This is a genomic window from Pseudomonas sp. GZJR-8 (genome assembly GCF_002916705.1).
GTDB lineage: Bacteria > Pseudomonadota > Gammaproteobacteria > Pseudomonadales > Pseudomonadaceae > Aquipseudomonas > Aquipseudomonas synxantha_A.
This window is the reverse complement of sequence record NZ_JXSI01000009.1, coordinates 187,777-203,200: the sequence shown is the minus strand read 5'-3', so window position 1 is coordinate 203,200 and position 15,424 is coordinate 187,777. Positions and strand designations below refer to the sequence as shown.

Annotated in this window: 15 protein-coding genes; 8 read left to right on the top strand and 7 right to left on the bottom strand. The window is 60.4% G+C overall.

Annotated features, from left to right (window positions below):
• The first annotated feature begins 258 nt into the window (after window positions 1-258).
• A complete protein-coding gene (locus TK42_RS27165) occupies window positions 259-576 on the top strand; it encodes a hypothetical protein (protein ID WP_103734855.1) in 318 nt (105 codons plus the stop codon).
• Between the two features lie 97 nt (window positions 577-673).
• Window positions 674-1,435 carry a YdcF family protein gene (locus tag TK42_RS18735; protein WP_005791728.1) on the top strand — a complete coding sequence of 254 codons (762 nt, stop codon included), beginning with the start codon at window positions 674-676 and terminating at the stop codon, window positions 1,433-1,435.
• A gap of 111 nt (window positions 1,436-1,546) precedes the next feature.
• On the opposite strand, the gene lnt is transcribed toward TK42_RS18735, so the two are convergent.
• The 5 genes from lnt to miaB form a co-directional block, all read right to left on the bottom strand.
• A complete protein-coding gene (lnt, locus tag TK42_RS18730; RefSeq protein ID WP_032881204.1) occupies window positions 1,547-3,070 on the bottom strand; it encodes an apolipoprotein N-acyltransferase in 1,524 nt (507 codons plus the stop codon).
• 273 nt (window positions 3,071-3,343) lie between these two features.
• Complete coding sequence (locus TK42_RS18725) at window positions 3,344-4,183, bottom strand: HlyC/CorC family transporter (protein ID WP_005791724.1); 840 nt, start codon at window positions 4,181-4,183, stop codon at window positions 3,344-3,346.
• Window positions 4,184-4,225: 42 nt separating this feature from the next.
• Window positions 4,226-4,684: an rRNA maturation RNase YbeY gene (gene ybeY / locus TK42_RS18720; RefSeq protein WP_078822414.1), complete on the bottom strand. Its 459-nt coding sequence runs from the start codon at window positions 4,682-4,684 to the stop codon at window positions 4,226-4,228.
• On the bottom strand, window positions 4,677-5,681 hold the full coding sequence (locus TK42_RS18715) for a PhoH family protein (protein ID WP_103734854.1): 1,005 nt from the start codon (window positions 5,679-5,681) through the stop codon (window positions 4,677-4,679). The genes ybeY and TK42_RS18715 overlap by 8 nt, the downstream gene beginning before the upstream one ends.
• Window positions 5,682-5,911: 230 nt before the next feature.
• Window positions 5,912-7,240: a tRNA (N6-isopentenyl adenosine(37)-C2)-methylthiotransferase MiaB gene (gene miaB, locus TK42_RS18710; RefSeq protein WP_005791718.1), complete on the bottom strand. Its 1,329-nt coding sequence runs from the start codon at window positions 7,238-7,240 to the stop codon at window positions 5,912-5,914.
• Between the two features lie 130 nt (window positions 7,241-7,370).
• Between miaB and TK42_RS18705 the strand changes: the two genes are divergently transcribed.
• From TK42_RS18705 to TK42_RS18680, 6 genes are all read left to right on the top strand, one after another.
• On the top strand, window positions 7,371-7,697 hold the full coding sequence (locus tag TK42_RS18705; RefSeq protein ID WP_003194436.1) for a DUF1820 family protein: 327 nt from the start codon (window positions 7,371-7,373) through the stop codon (window positions 7,695-7,697).
• 223 nt (window positions 7,698-7,920) lie between these two features.
• On the top strand, window positions 7,921-9,975 hold the full coding sequence (locus TK42_RS18700) for an NAD(P)-binding protein (protein WP_103734853.1): 2,055 nt from the start codon (window positions 7,921-7,923) through the stop codon (window positions 9,973-9,975).
• Window positions 9,976-10,013: 38 nt separating this feature from the next.
• Window positions 10,014-10,772, top strand: a complete 759-nt coding sequence (locus TK42_RS18695; RefSeq protein ID WP_103734852.1) for a transporter substrate-binding domain-containing protein — start codon at window positions 10,014-10,016, stop codon at window positions 10,770-10,772.
• A 30-nt stretch (window positions 10,773-10,802) separates the two neighbouring features.
• On the top strand, window positions 10,803-11,519 hold the full coding sequence (locus tag TK42_RS18690; protein ID WP_005791712.1) for an ABC transporter permease: 717 nt from the start codon (window positions 10,803-10,805) through the stop codon (window positions 11,517-11,519).
• Entirely contained in the window at window positions 11,516-12,226 is a 711-nt protein-coding gene (locus TK42_RS18685; RefSeq protein WP_103734851.1) for an ABC transporter permease, read from the top strand. Before TK42_RS18690 ends, TK42_RS18685 begins: the two co-directional genes overlap by 4 nt.
• Window positions 12,227-12,235: 9 nt before the next feature.
• Entirely contained in the window at window positions 12,236-13,348 is a 1,113-nt protein-coding gene (locus TK42_RS18680; RefSeq protein WP_103734850.1) for a succinylglutamate desuccinylase/aspartoacylase family protein, read from the top strand.
• Here the strand turns inward: TK42_RS18680 and TK42_RS18675 are convergent, their stop codons facing one another.
• Window positions 13,349-13,903 (bottom strand): tetratricopeptide repeat protein, encoded by a 555-nt coding sequence (locus tag TK42_RS18675; protein ID WP_005791705.1) that lies wholly within the window; start codon window positions 13,901-13,903, stop codon window positions 13,349-13,351.
• A gap of 226 nt (window positions 13,904-14,129) precedes the next feature.
• Entirely contained in the window at window positions 14,130-15,413 is a 1,284-nt protein-coding gene (gene hemL, locus TK42_RS18670; RefSeq protein WP_103734849.1) for a glutamate-1-semialdehyde 2,1-aminomutase, read from the bottom strand.
• Window positions 15,414-15,424 lie beyond the last annotated feature (11 nt).

Sequence of the window (15,424 nt, the reverse complement as noted above, 5' to 3'; positions counted from 1 at the left end):
TACTTTTGAACTGAATAGGGGTGGCCTAATCCTCTTCGGTGCATAGTCCGGGTTGTTCGACACCAGAAAGTGGCGCGTCCGTGCCCAAACCCTGCGGGAAGTGGAGTTACAGGAAGCGCCGTAGCATACATGACCCCACTCTATCGAGGGAAACCCTGATTGCGCGGCAAGGGCCGTCTGTCGCGGCACCGGGCAGGTGCAGCAACGGGGGCTACGCTGTTTATTGGGGAGCAAGTATTTCTTCAATGAGGTGAGGGGATGGTTGAATCGCAGCGAACTCTAACGAAACCGCAATTGTATGAAGGACTGATCGACCGTTTGGGTCGGGCATTGGATGCTGCAAGAACCGCAGGCCGATTGCGTGATGAGCGGCCTCTGGAGCTGGAGTTGCGAGGCTTGAGCCAGGCAGAGCTTGAATTGATCAAGACTTACCTGGAGTTGAATCAACACCGCGCCTCTCATGGGCAGGCCTCCCCGCCAGCCCAGGAGCCTCCTCGTTCGGCCAAGGTCATTTGGCTCAAAGACTTGGCGGCCGGTCGCGGCCCGGAAAGGTCCCGGTCCGTACGGTGCAAGTGAAGCACAGTACTATCCATTAACGTTGTCGAAACAGGCTGGTAAAGATTGTCGCTTGATCGCGTTGCATTTAGGCTTCGGGCATCTTTGGAGATGCCCGATGCCTTTTCGTTATTTCATCAAACAATTGCTGTTGCCGCCCGGCATTTTTTTGTTGTTGTTGGCGTGTGCCTGGTGGTTTCGCCGTAGCCGCCCGCGCCTGGCCGGGGTGTGCTTTGCCCTGGGGCTGGGCGGGATGTGGTTGATCAGCCTGCCGGTGATGGTGCAATGGGGCGCCCGTGCGCTTGAGACAGCGCCGCCATTGGCTCGCGAAGACTGGGCCACGCTCGCCCAGCGCGCCGATGCGATTGTGGTGTTGGGCTCCGGGCGCGAGCGTGGGGACATCGCCTGGGGCAGCGACCAGCCCACCGGCGTTGGTCTTGAGCGTGAGCGTTATGCGGCGCGACTGGCCAAGGCGTCAGGCTTGCCGGTGCTGACCAGTGGCGGCTTGCATTACGGCACGCCGCCCAGTGAAGCCGAACTGATGGCCGTTTCGATGCAGGATGATTTTGGCGTCAGCGTGCGCTGGAAGGAAGAGCGCAGCCGTACCACCTGGGAAAACGCCCAGATGAGCGCCGAGATTCTGCTGCCCCAAGGCATCAAGCGTGTGGTGGTGGTGACGCAGGCCTGGCATATGCCGCGTTCGGTGTGGAGTTTTGAGAAAGCCGGTTTCACCGTGGTGCCCGGGCCGGTGGGCTTTCTGGGCGTGGACCACGGCCGGCCGCTGGGCGGCTGGATGCCGGAGGTCAAGGCGGTGTGGCAGAGCGGGCAGTTGATCAACGAAGCGGTGGGGCAGGTGGGGTATCGGTTGTTCTACCGATAGGTGCAACACAGGAAATCAATTGTGGGAGCTGGCTTGCCTGCGATGGCGGTGGGTCAGTGAGCACTCAGCGCATTGATACACCGCCATCGCAGGCACGCCAGCTCCCACAGGTCAGAGCGTTTTGGACATCCGGCCAGCCAGCAGCGCCCAGCCAAACAACCCCAGGCACACAATGATCAACGGCCACGAACGCCATTGCAGGTATGGCGTGAGGTTATGCATCGGCACCACCTCCCCATAGAGAATGCCGCGCTCGAACTGCGGGATCTGTGCGGTGATCTGCCCAAACGGGTTGATCAGCCCGGTCACGCCGTTGTTGGTGGCGCGGATCATCCAGCGCCCGGCTTCCAGTGCACGCATCTGCGCCATTTGCAGGTGCTGCAATGGGCCGATGGAGCGGCCGAACCAGGTGTCGTTGCTGATGGTCAGCAGCAGGTCGCTCTGGGCCGACAGGCCGGCAGCGAATTCCGGGTACACCACTTCATAGCAAATGAACGGCGCAATCTGATAGCCCTTGGCCTGAAGCATGGCCTGGTCTGAAGGGCCACGGGCGAAGTCCGACATCGGCAGGTCGAAGAACGCAATCAGCCCGCGCAGCATGTCCTGCAACGGCACGTATTCGCCAAACGGCACCAGCTTTTGCTTGAGATAGGTGCCGTCACCTTCGCCGACTACGGTAATGCCATTGAAGTAGCGCTTCTCATGGTGCACTTCCTGGCGAATCGGTACCCCGGTAATCAGCGCGGTGTTCCGGTCGGCGGCAAACTTGCCCATCATGCCGAGGTAGCCCTCGACCGACTCCTTGAGCACCGGCACGGCGGTTTCCGGCCATACCAGCAGGTCGACACGCTTGGAGCTCAGGCTCATGTCGCGATATAGCGCCAACTGTGCATTAAGCTGCTCGGGGTCCCACTTCATGCTTTGCTCGACGTTGCCCTGGATGGCGGCGACGCTCAGGGGGGCGCCGGAGGGCGAGGTCCAGGCGTGGTGCTTGAGCGCCAGGCCGATGGCCCAGGGGGCGACCAGCAACACCAGGCCCGCACCAATGAAGGCGTTGCGCTTGCTTGCCAGCAGGCGCGGCAGGTTGCACAGCAGGGCTGCCGTGAGTGCAAGCGCGAAGGAAATCAGCCACATTCCGCCCAGCGGCGCGAGGCCGGTCAGCGGGCCGTCGAGTTGGCTGTAACCGGAGTACAACCAGGGGAAACCGGTGAGGAACCAGCCACGAAACGCTTCCTGGCCAACCCATAACGCGGCGAAGGTCAGGGCATCCGCCAACGGTGCTTCATTGCGGCGCAGCCAGCGCGCCCACAACCAGGCGGGCAGGGCAAAGAACCAGGCAATGGCGGCGGTGAACAGCAGCATCAGGAACCCCGCCAGCAGCACCGAAGCGCCGCCGAAGTGGTGGATGCTGTAGTAGATCCAGCTGGTGCCGGCGCCAAACAGGCCGAAACCGAAACACCAGCCGCGGCCCAGGGCCTGGCGGGGTGTCAGCTCCCGCAGGCCGATATAGAACAGGCCGACCGCTACCAGAGCCAACGGCCAGATATCGAACGGCGCCAGCGCCAGGGTAGTGATGGCGCCGGCCACCACGGCCAGCAGGTTACCGGGCCAGCCGGGGCGGTTCAGGCGCTGCATGTAGGGGTGGGTCATCAGCTATTTCCTGTATCGCGCCGGGCCTGCTGCGGCACAGGGCAAGGCGCGAGGAGTGTGGTTTGGTTTTTCCAAATGAACGACGAGTAACGCAGCCCTGTGTCGCAGCAGGCCCGGCCCTTCGGGTTGTCCCTGAGAGCGGGCCATACTGCGTTGCAGGCCTTGAAAAGGGAATGCCATTCCCTGCGGCCTGCGCCTTGCCTGGCCCGCTCTCAGGGGCAACGCGACACAGGAAATAGCTGATGCCCCACCCCTTCCTTAGCGGGCAATAGGTGTCAAACGGATCAGATGGATACGACGACTATCGGCATTCAAAATGCGGAAGCGATAGGCGCCAATCTCGGTGGTTTCGTTACGCTTGGGCAGATGCCCGAACGCACTCATCACCAGGCCGCCGACCGTGTCGAACTCATCGTCGGAGAATTCGCTGTCGAAGAACTCGTTGAAGTTCTCGATCGGCGTCAGCGCCTTGACCAGGAAGTCACCGCTGGGCAGCGGCTTGATGTAGCTGTCCTCTTCGACGTCGTGCTCGTCTTCGATATCGCCGACGATCTGTTCCAGCACGTCTTCGATGGTCACCAGGCCAGCCACGCCGCCGTATTCGTCGATCACAATGGCCATGTGATTGTGGTTGGCGCGAAATTCGCGCAGCAGCACATTCAGGCGCTTGGATTCAGGTACGAAGGTGGCCGGACGCAGCAGGTCCTTGATGTTGAAGCTGTCGCCATTCTCCTTGAGGATCAGCGGCAACAGGTCCTTGGCCAGCAGGACACCCATGACGTCGTCATGGCTTTCACCGATCACCGGGTAGCGCGAGTGCGCCGAGTCGATCACGGCCGGGAGGAATTCCCGTGGGGTCTGGGTCGCCTTGATGCTGATCATCTGCGAGCGCGGGACCATGATGTCCCGTACTTGCAGGTCAGCCACCTGGATGGCGCCTTCGACGATGGCCAGCGCTTCGCTGTCCAGCAACTTGTTCTGGTGGGCCTCGCGCAGCAGCTCCAGCAGCTCCTGGCGGTTTTTCGGCTCGTGGGCAAAAGCCTGGGTCAGTTTACCCAGCCATGACTTCTGCCCGTTGCTCGATCGGTCTTCGCTCATAGCGATTACTCTAAATCCTTTGATATGACAGTTGAGTGTTGATCAGCTTTCGTCGTCTGCGTAAGGGTCGCGGTGACCCAGTTCAGCAAGCAACGTTCGTTCCAGTGCTTCCATTTCCTCGGCTTCATCATCGTCTATATGGTCGTAGCCCAAGAGATGCAAGCAGCCGTGGATGACTAGATGGGCCCAATGGGCTTCAAGTTCCTTGCCTTGTTCCTTTGCCTCGCGCTCGACCACCCCGACGCAGATCACCAGATCGCCCAGCAGCGGGATATCCAGCAACTCGTCGGGTACGTCGGCGGGGAAGGACAGCACGTTGGTCGCGTAGTCTTTTTGACGCCAGGTGTGGTTCAGCTCGCGGCCTTCGGGCTCATCCACCAGACGAATGGTCAGCTCCGAGTCTGCGGTGCGCTGGCGCAGGGCCAGGGTGCACCAGTGCCGGAACTGTGCTTCGCTGGGGGCGGGCGCTTCGGTGGCAAGCTGCAGGTCTAGCTCAAGCATCGCCGCGAACGTCCCTGGCCGGTGCGTCATCCTTGTGATCGAAACGCTCATAGGCTTCTACGATGCGCTGCACCAGCGGGTGACGCACCACGTCCTTGGGCATGAAATGCGTGAAGCTGATGCCCGGTACATCCTTGAGTACCTCGATCACCTGCGCCAGCCCCGACTTGGTGCCCTTGGGCAGGTCGACCTGGGTGACGTCACCGGTGATCACGGCGGTAGAGCCGAAACCGATGCGGGTGAGGAACATCTTCATCTGCTCGACGGTGGTGTTCTGGCTTTCGTCGAGGATGATGAAGCTGTTGTTCAAGGTGCGGCCACGCATGTAGGCCAGCGGGGCGATTTCGATCACCTGGCGCTCGATCAGCTTGGCCACGTATTCAAAGCCGAGCATCTCGTACAGCGCGTCGTAGAGCGGGCGCAGGTACGGGTCGATCTTCTGGGCCAGGTCGCCGGGCAGGAAGCCGAGCTTTTCGCCCGCTTCGACCGCCGGGCGCACCAGCAGGATGCGCCGCACTTGCTCGCGCTCCAGGGCATCCACCGCACAGGCGACGGCCAGGTAGGTCTTGCCGGTACCGGCCGGGCCGATGCCGAAGTTGATGTCGTTGCCGAGGATTTCCTTGACGTACTTCTGCTGATTCAAGCCGCGTGGGCGAATCATGCCTTTTTTGGTACGCAGGGCCACACTGGCTTCGGCCACAGGGTTGTTGGCCAGGTCTTGCACCGCAGATTCCTGCAGGTACAGGTGTACCGTCTCTGGCGACAGCTCACTACCCTTGGTTTCGCGGTAGAGGCGACGCAGCAGGTTTTCGGCAGACGTGGTGTGTTGGGGTTCACCAATGAGCTCGAACTGATTGCCGCGGTTGCGGATCTCGATGCTCAGGCGTTGTTCGATCAGGCGCAGGTGCTCGTCGAACTGTCCGCACAGGTTGGCGAAACGGCGAGCCTCAAACGGCTCGAGGAGAAAACGATGGGGTTCTGCTATGGGTGCGTTCAAGGTTGCTTTTAGCCGCCCTTTGGCTGATGAGGTGAGAGAGAGAATAACGCCAGGCGCCGGTGTGCGAAAGCACTTAAATAGCCTGGCCCCACTCTCGATAACCATGAAGAACTCCTGTGGGAGCTGGCTTGCCTGCGATCGCGGTGGGTCAGTTGGCACATAGGGCACTGATACATCGTTATCGCAGGCAAGCCAGCTCCCACATTTTGATCTTCATCCGGTCCGCGAGATCAGTTGATCAGCGAGCCGCGCAACGAGTGTGGCTGCGCCGCATCGATGTGCACATCGGCAAATTGGCCGATCAGCGTCGGGTTGTCGCAGCGGAAGTTGACGATGCGGTTGTTCTCGGTGCGCCCCTGCAACTCACCCGGGTCTTTCTTCGAATAATCGGTGACCAGGATGCGCTGGGTCGAGCCGACCATTTGTCGGCTGATTTCGAAACCCTGTTGGTTGAGACGATGTTGCAGTGCGTTCAACCGCTCCTTTTTCAACGCCTCCGGGGTTTCGTCCAGCAGGTCCGCCGCCGGGGTGCCCGGGCGCTGGCTGTACACGAACGAGTAGGAAAAGTCGAAACCGACGTCTTCAATCAGCTTCATGGTCTGCTGGAAATCTTTCTCGGTTTCGCCCGGGAAGCCGACGATAAAGTCCGAACTGATGCAGATGCCCGGTACGGCGGCGCGCAATTTGCGCAGCTTGGATTTGTATTCCAGCGCCGTGTGGTTGCGCTTCATCGCCGACAGGATGCGGTCCGAGCCCGATTGCACCGGCAAGTGCAGGTGCTTGACCAGCTCCGGCACTTCGGCGTGGGCCTGGATCAGGCTGTCGGAGAATTCCAGCGGGTGCGAAGTGGTATAGCGGATACGTTCGATGCCATCGACGGCGGCGACCACGCGGATCAGCTCCGCCAGGTCGGCCAGGCGCCCGTCGTGGGTCAGGCCGCGGTAGCCGTTGACGTTCTGGCCCAGTAGGGTCACTTCGCGCACGCCGTTTTCAGCCAGGTGGATGATTTCTGCCAGTACATCGTCAAATGGCCGGCTGACTTCTTCACCGCGTGTGTAGGGCACCACGCAGAAAGTGCAGTACTTGCTGCAACCTTCCATCACCGACACGTAGGCGCTCGGGCCGTCGATGCGCGGCTCGGGCAAATGGTCGAATTTCTCGATTTCCGGGAACGATACGTCCACCTGCGGCAGCTTGGTGACGCGTGCGGCGTCGATCATTTCCGGCAGGCGGTGCAAGGTCTGCGGGCCGAACACCACGTCGACATACGGGGCGCGGTCGCGGATCGCAGCACCTTCCTGGCTGGCCACGCAACCGCCGACGGCGATCACCATGTCCGGGTTGGCCAGTTTCAATTCACGCCAGCGGCCCAGCTGGGAGTACACACGGTCCTGGGCCCGTTCGCGGATCGAGCAGGTATTGAGCAGGATCACGTCGGCATCTTCGGCGCGGGCGGTGACTTCCAGGGCCTGGTGTTCGCCCAGCAGGTCGACCATGCGCGAGCTGTCGTACTCGTTCATCTGGCAACCGTGGGTTTCGATATAAAGCTTCTTGGCCATGGGAATCGTCAACTGGTGGTAAAGAACCGCGCATTATAGGGGTCATGCCCATCGGTTCCTAGCGCTGTGCATCGGGTGCCATGCTATAGTTCGCGCCCTCTTTTATATCCCCATGTGTTCCCCGCCCACCATGACCAAACGTGAAGCTCCAATCTACAAGGTGATTTTCCTCAACCAGGGCCAGGTGTTCGAAATGTACGCCAAGCAGATCTATCAAAGTGATCTGTGGGGCTTCCTGGAAGTGGAAGAGTTCGTCTTTGGCGAGCGCACCCAGTTGGTCGTCGATCCGGGCGAAGAAAAGCTCAAGGCCCAGTTCGAAGGCGTGGTGCGCAGCTTTGTGCCGATGCATTCGATTGTGCGCATCGATGAAGTCGAACGCCTGGGTACGCCGAAGATCAGCGAAGCACGGGGCACGAGCAATGTGATGCCGTTTCCGATGCCGATGCCCGAGAAATGATCTGCAATTAATTTGTAGGGCGTTTCCGAAACTGCCTCTCAATGGATGGACATTTTGTTTGAAGGATAGCAAATTTTGTTTATTCAGAGAGGGCATCATGAATATACCAATAATAAGAAAACCTCGAAGTTTCCCCCGTTCAACTGCGTTTAATCACGCCACTCATTAGCGCCAAGTTCCATCACGCCGTCATTAACGAACTGACTTGTTCGGGAGTAGCCCTGTGCGCGATCCTCGCTATGACATTCTGTTTGAGCCGGTACAAATAGGCCCGGTCCGTACTCGCAATCGCTTTTATCAAGTTCCCCACTGTAATGGCATGGGCCATGTACATCCCTCGGCCATGGCCCGGATGCGCGCAGTGAAAGCCGAGGGCGGCTGGGGCGTGGTGTGCACTGAAGAGTGCGAAATCAGCCCGCTGAGCGAGTTCTCCCCTTATATCGAGGCGCGTTTGTGGGATGAGCGCGACATTCCTGCAGTGGCCCGCATGTGTGAGGCGGTACACCAGCACGGGTCGTTGGCAGGGGTAGAGCTGGCATTCAACGGTTACTCGGCGCCCAACCGCTACAGTCGCGAAATTCCCTGGGCGCCTTCCAATACCCCGGTGCGCAGTTACGACCCGGTGCAGGCCCGGGCCATGAGCCATGCCGATATCCGGCAATTGCGCGCCCTGCATCGAGCCGCCGCATTGCGCGCCCGGGAGGCGGGTTTCGACATCATCTATGTGTACGCCGGCCACGACCTGAGTGTGCCGTTCCATTTCCTCACGCCACGCAATAACCGGCGTACCGACGAATACGGCGGTGTGTTGGAAAACCGTGTGCGTTTGCTCCGCGAATTGATTGAAGACACTCGCGACGCAGTCGGTGATCGGTGTGCCGTAGCGGTCCGCCTGGCGGTGGATGAACAAATGGCCGACGGCTTGAGTCGCGAGGACGAAGGTGCCGAAATCTTCTCGATGCTGGCAGACCTGCCGGACCTGTGGGACGTCAATGTCGCCGATTGGTCCAATGACAGCGTGACGGCGCGCTTTGCCGGGGAGGGTTACCAGGAGACCTTCCTGCTGGGGCTCAAGGCGCTGACCAGCAAGCCCGTGGTGGGCGTCGGCCGCTTCACTTCGCCAGACACCATGGTGTCTTTGGTTCGTCGTGGCGTGCTGGACCTGATCGGGGCGGCCCGCCCTTCGATCGCCGATCCCTTCTTGCCCAAGAAGATTGAAGAGGGGCGCGCCGAGGAAATTCGCGAGTGTATCGGCTGCAATGTATGCGTCAGTGGTGATCACACCAGCACGCCCCTGCGCTGTACACAGAACCCGACCATGGGTGAGGAATGGCGACGTGGCTGGCATCCCGAGTCGGTCAACCATACGCAGCAACCCGGCCGGGCGCTGGTGGTCGGCGCCGGGCCATCCGGGCTTGAGTGTTCACGGATCCTGGGTGCGCGAGGGATGGAAGTGGCCCTGGTCGACGGCCTGCGCACCCTGGGCGGACGTGTAGCGCTGGAAGCTCGGCTGCCGGGGCTGGCGAGTTGGGCTCGGGTGATTGACTATCGACTGGATGCGTTGAGCCGTATGCCGTCGGTGGAGATCTATCGGGAAAGCCACTTGCAGGCCCAGGACGTGCTGGATTTAGCCGCTGAGCATGTGTTCATTGCTACGGGTTCCCACTGGCGACGTGATGGATTGGGGCGCGCCTTGCGCCGATCCTTATCGGGCCTGGACAGCCTGCCCGTGCTGACGCCTGATGACCTGATGGCAGGGGCGTTGCCCGCTTCGCCGGTGCTGCTGTTCGATGACGATCACTATTACATGGGCAGCGTGCTGGCCGAACATCTGGTGGCGCGTGGCGTGGAGGTGATATTCGTCACCCCCGCGGCGGACGTGGCGGCCTGGACCCATAACACCCTTGAGCAGCATCGCATTCAGCGTCGTCTGATGCAGCTGAATGTCACGATCGTGCCGTCCCATACGCTGGTCAGCGTTAAGCCAGAGGGCGTGGTAGCGGGCTGCATCTACACCGAACGTACGCGGTTGATCCCAGCTGCAGCCTTGCTGCTGGTCACTTCCCGGGAGCCTGAGCAGGCGCTGTATCAGGCCTTGAACAACTCACCCGAACAGTTACAGGCGGCAGGCATCCGAACGCTCACGCTGATCGGCGACTGTGTGGCGCCCGGCACCATTGCGGCGGCGGTGTATTCAGGGCATCGCATCGCGCGTGAGTTCGATGCGCCGGAGGGCTCGCTGGTAGTGCGCAGAGAAATTCCATTTATAGAGGTGTAGTCAGTCCAACTGTTCAATCAATAACGAGGAATACAATAATGAAAAAAATACTCCTGATGTTATTCACCGCGCTCCTGATTAATACATCGTTGTTTGCCAACGATTACAACGTGATCCGTTTCGCTGCCGATCCCAACTATGCGCCCTTTGCTTATAAAGACAGCACGGGGACTTTGACCGGTTTTGAAATAGATATCGGCAATGCAATTTGTGCACGTTTGAATATTCGGTGCCAATGGGTCGAGAGTGACTTTGACGGCATGATTCCCAGCCTCAACGCCGGCAAGATCGACGCCATCTTCGCTTCAATGACCATCACTGCCGCTCGGCAAAAGGTCATCGACTTCTCCTCGGAGGTGTTTTCCAGCCCCACTGCCATGGTGATGCGCCCTGGCACCGAGCTTTCCACAGGCATGGCCGTCGGCTATTTGCAGGGCAGTACTCAGGAAGTTTATGCCCGGCAAGTGCTCGCTGGGCAGGGTATGAAGGTGGTGGCTTATGCCGATCAGGAGCAAGTGTACGCGGACCTGCTGACAGGGCGTTTGCAGGCATCGCTGCAGGATGCTCAGCAAGCACAGAGCGGATTTTTGCGTTCACCCCAAGGCGTCGGGTTTGTACTGGGGCCGCTGATTGACAGCGAGTTGATGCCGTCCAAAAGCGGCATCGGCCTCGCCAAGGGCAACCACACGCTGAAAGCGCTGTTGGATAAGGGGCTGGCTGCCCTGCACGCCGATGGCACCTACGCTCGCCTGCAAGAGCAGTACTTCCCCGGTGTGAACATGTTCAGCGGCCAATAACCGCCTTCAACGGCCAGCGAGGACACGATCATGCTACCTGCCTTCACTCAATTCGCCGCGTCCCTGGGCGGTTTTTTGCCGATGTTACTGCACGGGGTCTGGGTCACCTTGCAACTGGCACTGTTGTCATTGCTGCTGGGGCTGATCCTGGGCCTGCTGGGGGCAGGTGCCAAGCTGTCCAGGGTGAGGGCATGGCGCCTGTGCGCACAGGTGTACACCACCTTGATTCGCGGGGTACCGGACCTGCTGTTAATGCTGTTGATTTTCTACGGATTGCAGACAGGCCTGAGTCGTCTGACCAGCGAATTGGGCTGGGCCTACATCGATATCGACCCTTTCAGCGCCGGCGTGATCACTCTGGGGTTTATCTACGGCGCTTATTTCACCGAAACCTTTCGCGGCGCGTTGCTGGCTGTACCCCGTGGGCAGTTCCAGGCAGCCAAGGCCCTTGGCCTGAGCTTCAGGCAGAGCTTTTTGCATGTGATATTCCCGCAGATGATGCGATTCGCCCTGCCGGGTCTGGGCAATAACTGGATGGTCTTGCTCAAGGCTACGGCGCTGGTGTCGATCATCGGCCTGGCAGACCTGGTGAAAGTGGCGCAGATGGCGGGCAAGAGCAGTCAGCAATTACTGGCTTTTCTGCTGCTGGCGGCGCTGGTCTACCTGTTGCTCAGCAGTGTTTCAAACGCAGCGTTGCGCTGGCTGGAGCGTCGGTATGGTGAAGGTGTGCAGGGATCATCATCATGATCGAGCTTATCCAGGAGTATTGGCGGCCGTTTATTTATTCCGACGGTCAACAAATCACCGGTCTGGCCATGACCTTGTGGCTGACCAGCGCCTCTTTGTGCCTGGGCCTGCTGTTGGCGTTGCCACTGTCCATCGCCAGGACGTCCAGCCGACGCTGGCTGCGCTGGCCGGTGCAAAGCTTTACCTACGTGTTTCGCGGCACACCGCTGTATATCCAGTTACTGATCTTCTACACCGGCATCTACAGCATTGGCGCTGTTCGCGAGCAACCGTTGCTGGATGCCTTTTTTCGCGAAGCGCTCAATTGCACGCTTCTGGCGTTTGCCCTCAATACCGCGGCCTACACCACGGAAATACTGGCGGGCGCAATTCGGGCAATGCCACGCGGTGAAATCGAGGCTGCTCGTTCCCTGGGCCTCGACGGCTGGAAGTTGTACGTGCACTTGATCATGCCCTCGGCCCTGCGCCGGTCGTTGCCCTACTACAGCAATGAAGTGATCTTCATGTTGCATTCCACCACCCTGGCGTTCACGGCAACGGTGCCGGATATCCTGAAAGTCGCACGGGATGCCAACGCTGCAACCTTCCTCACCTTCCAATCCTTTGGCCTGGCCGCGGCGCTTTACTTGTGTATTACGTTCGCGTTGGTCGGCTTGTTCCATCTGGCTGAACGACGTTGGCTGAGCTTTCTTGATTCGAGTCGATAGGGGGGCAATATGCAGACTCACAGGCATGAACTGTTAACGGCTGTGCCAGGTACCACGCGGCATATTCATAGTTTTCATTACGGTCCGGCCAATGCGCCGAGCAAGGTTTACATCCAGGCGTCCCTGCACGCCGATGAATTACCGGGGATGCTGGTGTTGTGGCATCTCAAACAGCGTCTGGCGCACCTGGAGGCGACAGGTGCGTTGCGTTGGCAAGTGGTGCTGGTGCCGGTGGCCAATCCGCTGGGGTTGGAGCAGGTGCTGATGGACGTACCGCAGGGGCGTTTCGATAACGACAGTCGAGAGAACTTCAACCGCTTCTTCGTTGACGTCAGCGAGCAGGTCGGCGACCAGGTACAGGATGTTCTGACCGATGATCCTGCGCATAACCTGCATCTGATCCGTGCGGCCCTGCGGCGAACCCTTGTCAGCCAGGTACCGGCGACCCAGCTGCACTCTCTGCGTTTGGTCCTGCAAACGCTGGCCTGTGACGCCGACAGGGTGCTGGACCTGCATTGTGATTTCGAGGCAGTGCAGCACCTGTACCTGGCGCCCGATGCCTGGTCCCAGGTGGAGCCGCTGGCGCGGTACCTGGGCGCTCGGGCCTGCTTTATGAGCCCGGACGCGGGCGGGCATTCGTTCGACGATTGCTACACCTTGTTCTGGGCACGGATGCAGGCGCGTTTTCCTGGGGCCTTTTCGGCGCCGGGTTTTGCCGTGACCGTGGAGTTGCGCGGCGTTGCCGATGTGGACCACGGGCTGGCGCGGCAGGATTGTCAGGCGTTGATCAACTATCTGATGTTACAGGGAGGCATTGAGGGGCAAGCGCCGCCACTGCCGGCGCTATTGAGCCCGCCAACACCCTTGGCGGGGGTCGAGCCGGTGGTGAGCCCGGTGGGAGGCTTGATGGTCTTTTGCGCGCAGGTGGGGGATTACCTCGAAGCAGGACAGATCGTGGCGCAAGTCATCGACCCGATCACGGACCGAGTGATTGAGGTCGCGTGTGAGCATGAAGGGCTGTTGTATGTGCGATCAGTACGCCGAATGGCAAGCGCCGGTATGACGATTGCCCATGTAGCGGGGTCCACGGCATATCGACAGGGCTACCTGTTATCGCCGTGATCAGGGCAGGGGAGAGAAGGGCGAGCGCCCATCGGCGCTCTGCAATTCCTGCAGGTAATTACGGAAAATCTGCCCCAGTACCTGGGTCGCCACTTCCAGTTCATCGCGCTGCATGTGCTCGGCGACCTCATCGGCGGTGTCCAGCGCGTCTTCAGCACCGTTGACCGCGGCCATTTTCAGCACGATGTAGGCCTGCACGTTATTGGCCGGCACGCCTTCACCCTTGAAGAACATATTGCCGAGCTGGAATTGCGCCTGGGCGTGGCCTTGTAGCGAAGCCTTTTCGAAGTAGCTCAACGCTTTGTTGAGGTCGACGGCCGGGTTCTTGCTGTCGTGGTAGAACTCGCCCAACTCGTATTGCGCTTGCGCATCCCCTTCATCAGCTTGTTTCTGGCACGCGCTCAGGGCTTCGGCCTGGCTGTCTGGCTGGGTATTGAGGGTGCAACGACCCATCGCTGGGATTAACAACGAGTTGCCGCCTGCCTGGGCATGTGCCAGCAGCGGCTGAAGGAGCAACAGGCAGCCCAGAACCAGGGTGCGGCCGGTGCGTTTCATGGGAATCGACTTACCTCTGACGGGGCGCGCGGACCCTCGGGGAGTCCAATAAGCGCGCATTATGAAATAAGCAGGCCTCTGCTTACAAAGTCTTTACTCGTTTTTCTGCTGCTTGGGCAAGTTATCTGCCGGATTGCAGGGCAATTCTCGAAAAAACCAGGAAACTTCTGTAAGCAAAGTAGCAAATCTGACGCTGCCTGGGGGGCAACGTCAGAACGTGGGTCACTTATTTCAGGGCCGCGAAGGCGCGTTCGGCAGCATCCAGGGTCAGTTTCAGCTCGGCTTCGCCATGGGCGATCGAGGTGAAGCCGGCTTCGAAGGCGCTCGGCGCCAGGTACACGCCGCCTTCAAGCATCAGGTGGAAGAAGCGCTTGAACAGGTCGGCATCGCTGCCCATCACGTCATCAAAGGTGACGATGTCGTCGGCGCCGCTGAAGTACAGGCCGAACATGCCACCGGCCTGGGTGGTGACAAACGGGATACCCGCGGTGTCGGCGCGCTGCTGCAGGCCATCAAGCAGGCGTGTGGTGTAGTCGGTCAGCTCGGCGTGGAAGCCCGGGCGGCTGATCAGGCGCAGGGTGGTCAGGCCAGCGGCCATTGCCAGCGGGTTACCCGACAAGGTGCCAGCCTGGTAGACCGGGCCCAGCGGGGCGATGTGCTGCATGATTTCGCGCTTGCCGCCGAAGCAGCCTACTGGCATACCGCCACCGATGATCTTGCCGAAGGTGCTCAGGTCCGGCGTGACGCCGTAGTGTGCCTGGGCGCCGCCGAGGGCGACGCGGAAACCGGTCATCACTTCGTCAAAGATCAGCACCACGCCGTGCTTGTCGCACTGCTCGCGCAGGCCTTCGAGGAAACCCGGTGCCGGCGGTACGCAGTTCATGTTGCCGGCCACCGGTTCGACGATGATGCAGGCCACGTCCTGGCCGACTTCGCTGAGCATTTGCTCGACGGCGGCGATGTCGTTGAACGGCAGGGTCAGGGTGTGCTTGGCGAATGCCGCCGGCACACCGGCAGAGTTGGGTACGCCCTGGGTCAGCGCGCCGGAGCCGGCCTTGACCAACAGGCTGTCGGAGTGGCCGTGGTAGCAACCCTCGAACTTGATGATGTTGTCGCGGCCGGTGAAACCACGGGCCAGGCGGATCGCGCTCATGGTGGCTTCGGTACCGGAGCTGACCATGCGCACCATTTCCATCGACGGCACGATGGCGCAAACCAGGTCGGCCATCTCGGTTTCCATGGCGGTCGGCGCGCCATAGGACAAGCCGTGTTGCAGCTGCTGGCGCACCGCGTCGAGTACGTCCGGGTGGCTATGGCCGAGAATCATCGGGCCCCAGGAGCCGACATAGTCGACGTAGCGCTTGTCATCTTCGTCGGTGACGTAGGCGCCTTCGGCGTGTTTGAAGAACAACGGCGTGCCGCCCACGCTCTTGAACGCACGCACGGGGGAGTTCACACCGCCGGGGATGTGTTTCTGGGCATTGGCAAACAGGGTTTCGGAACGGGACATGATGGACGTCT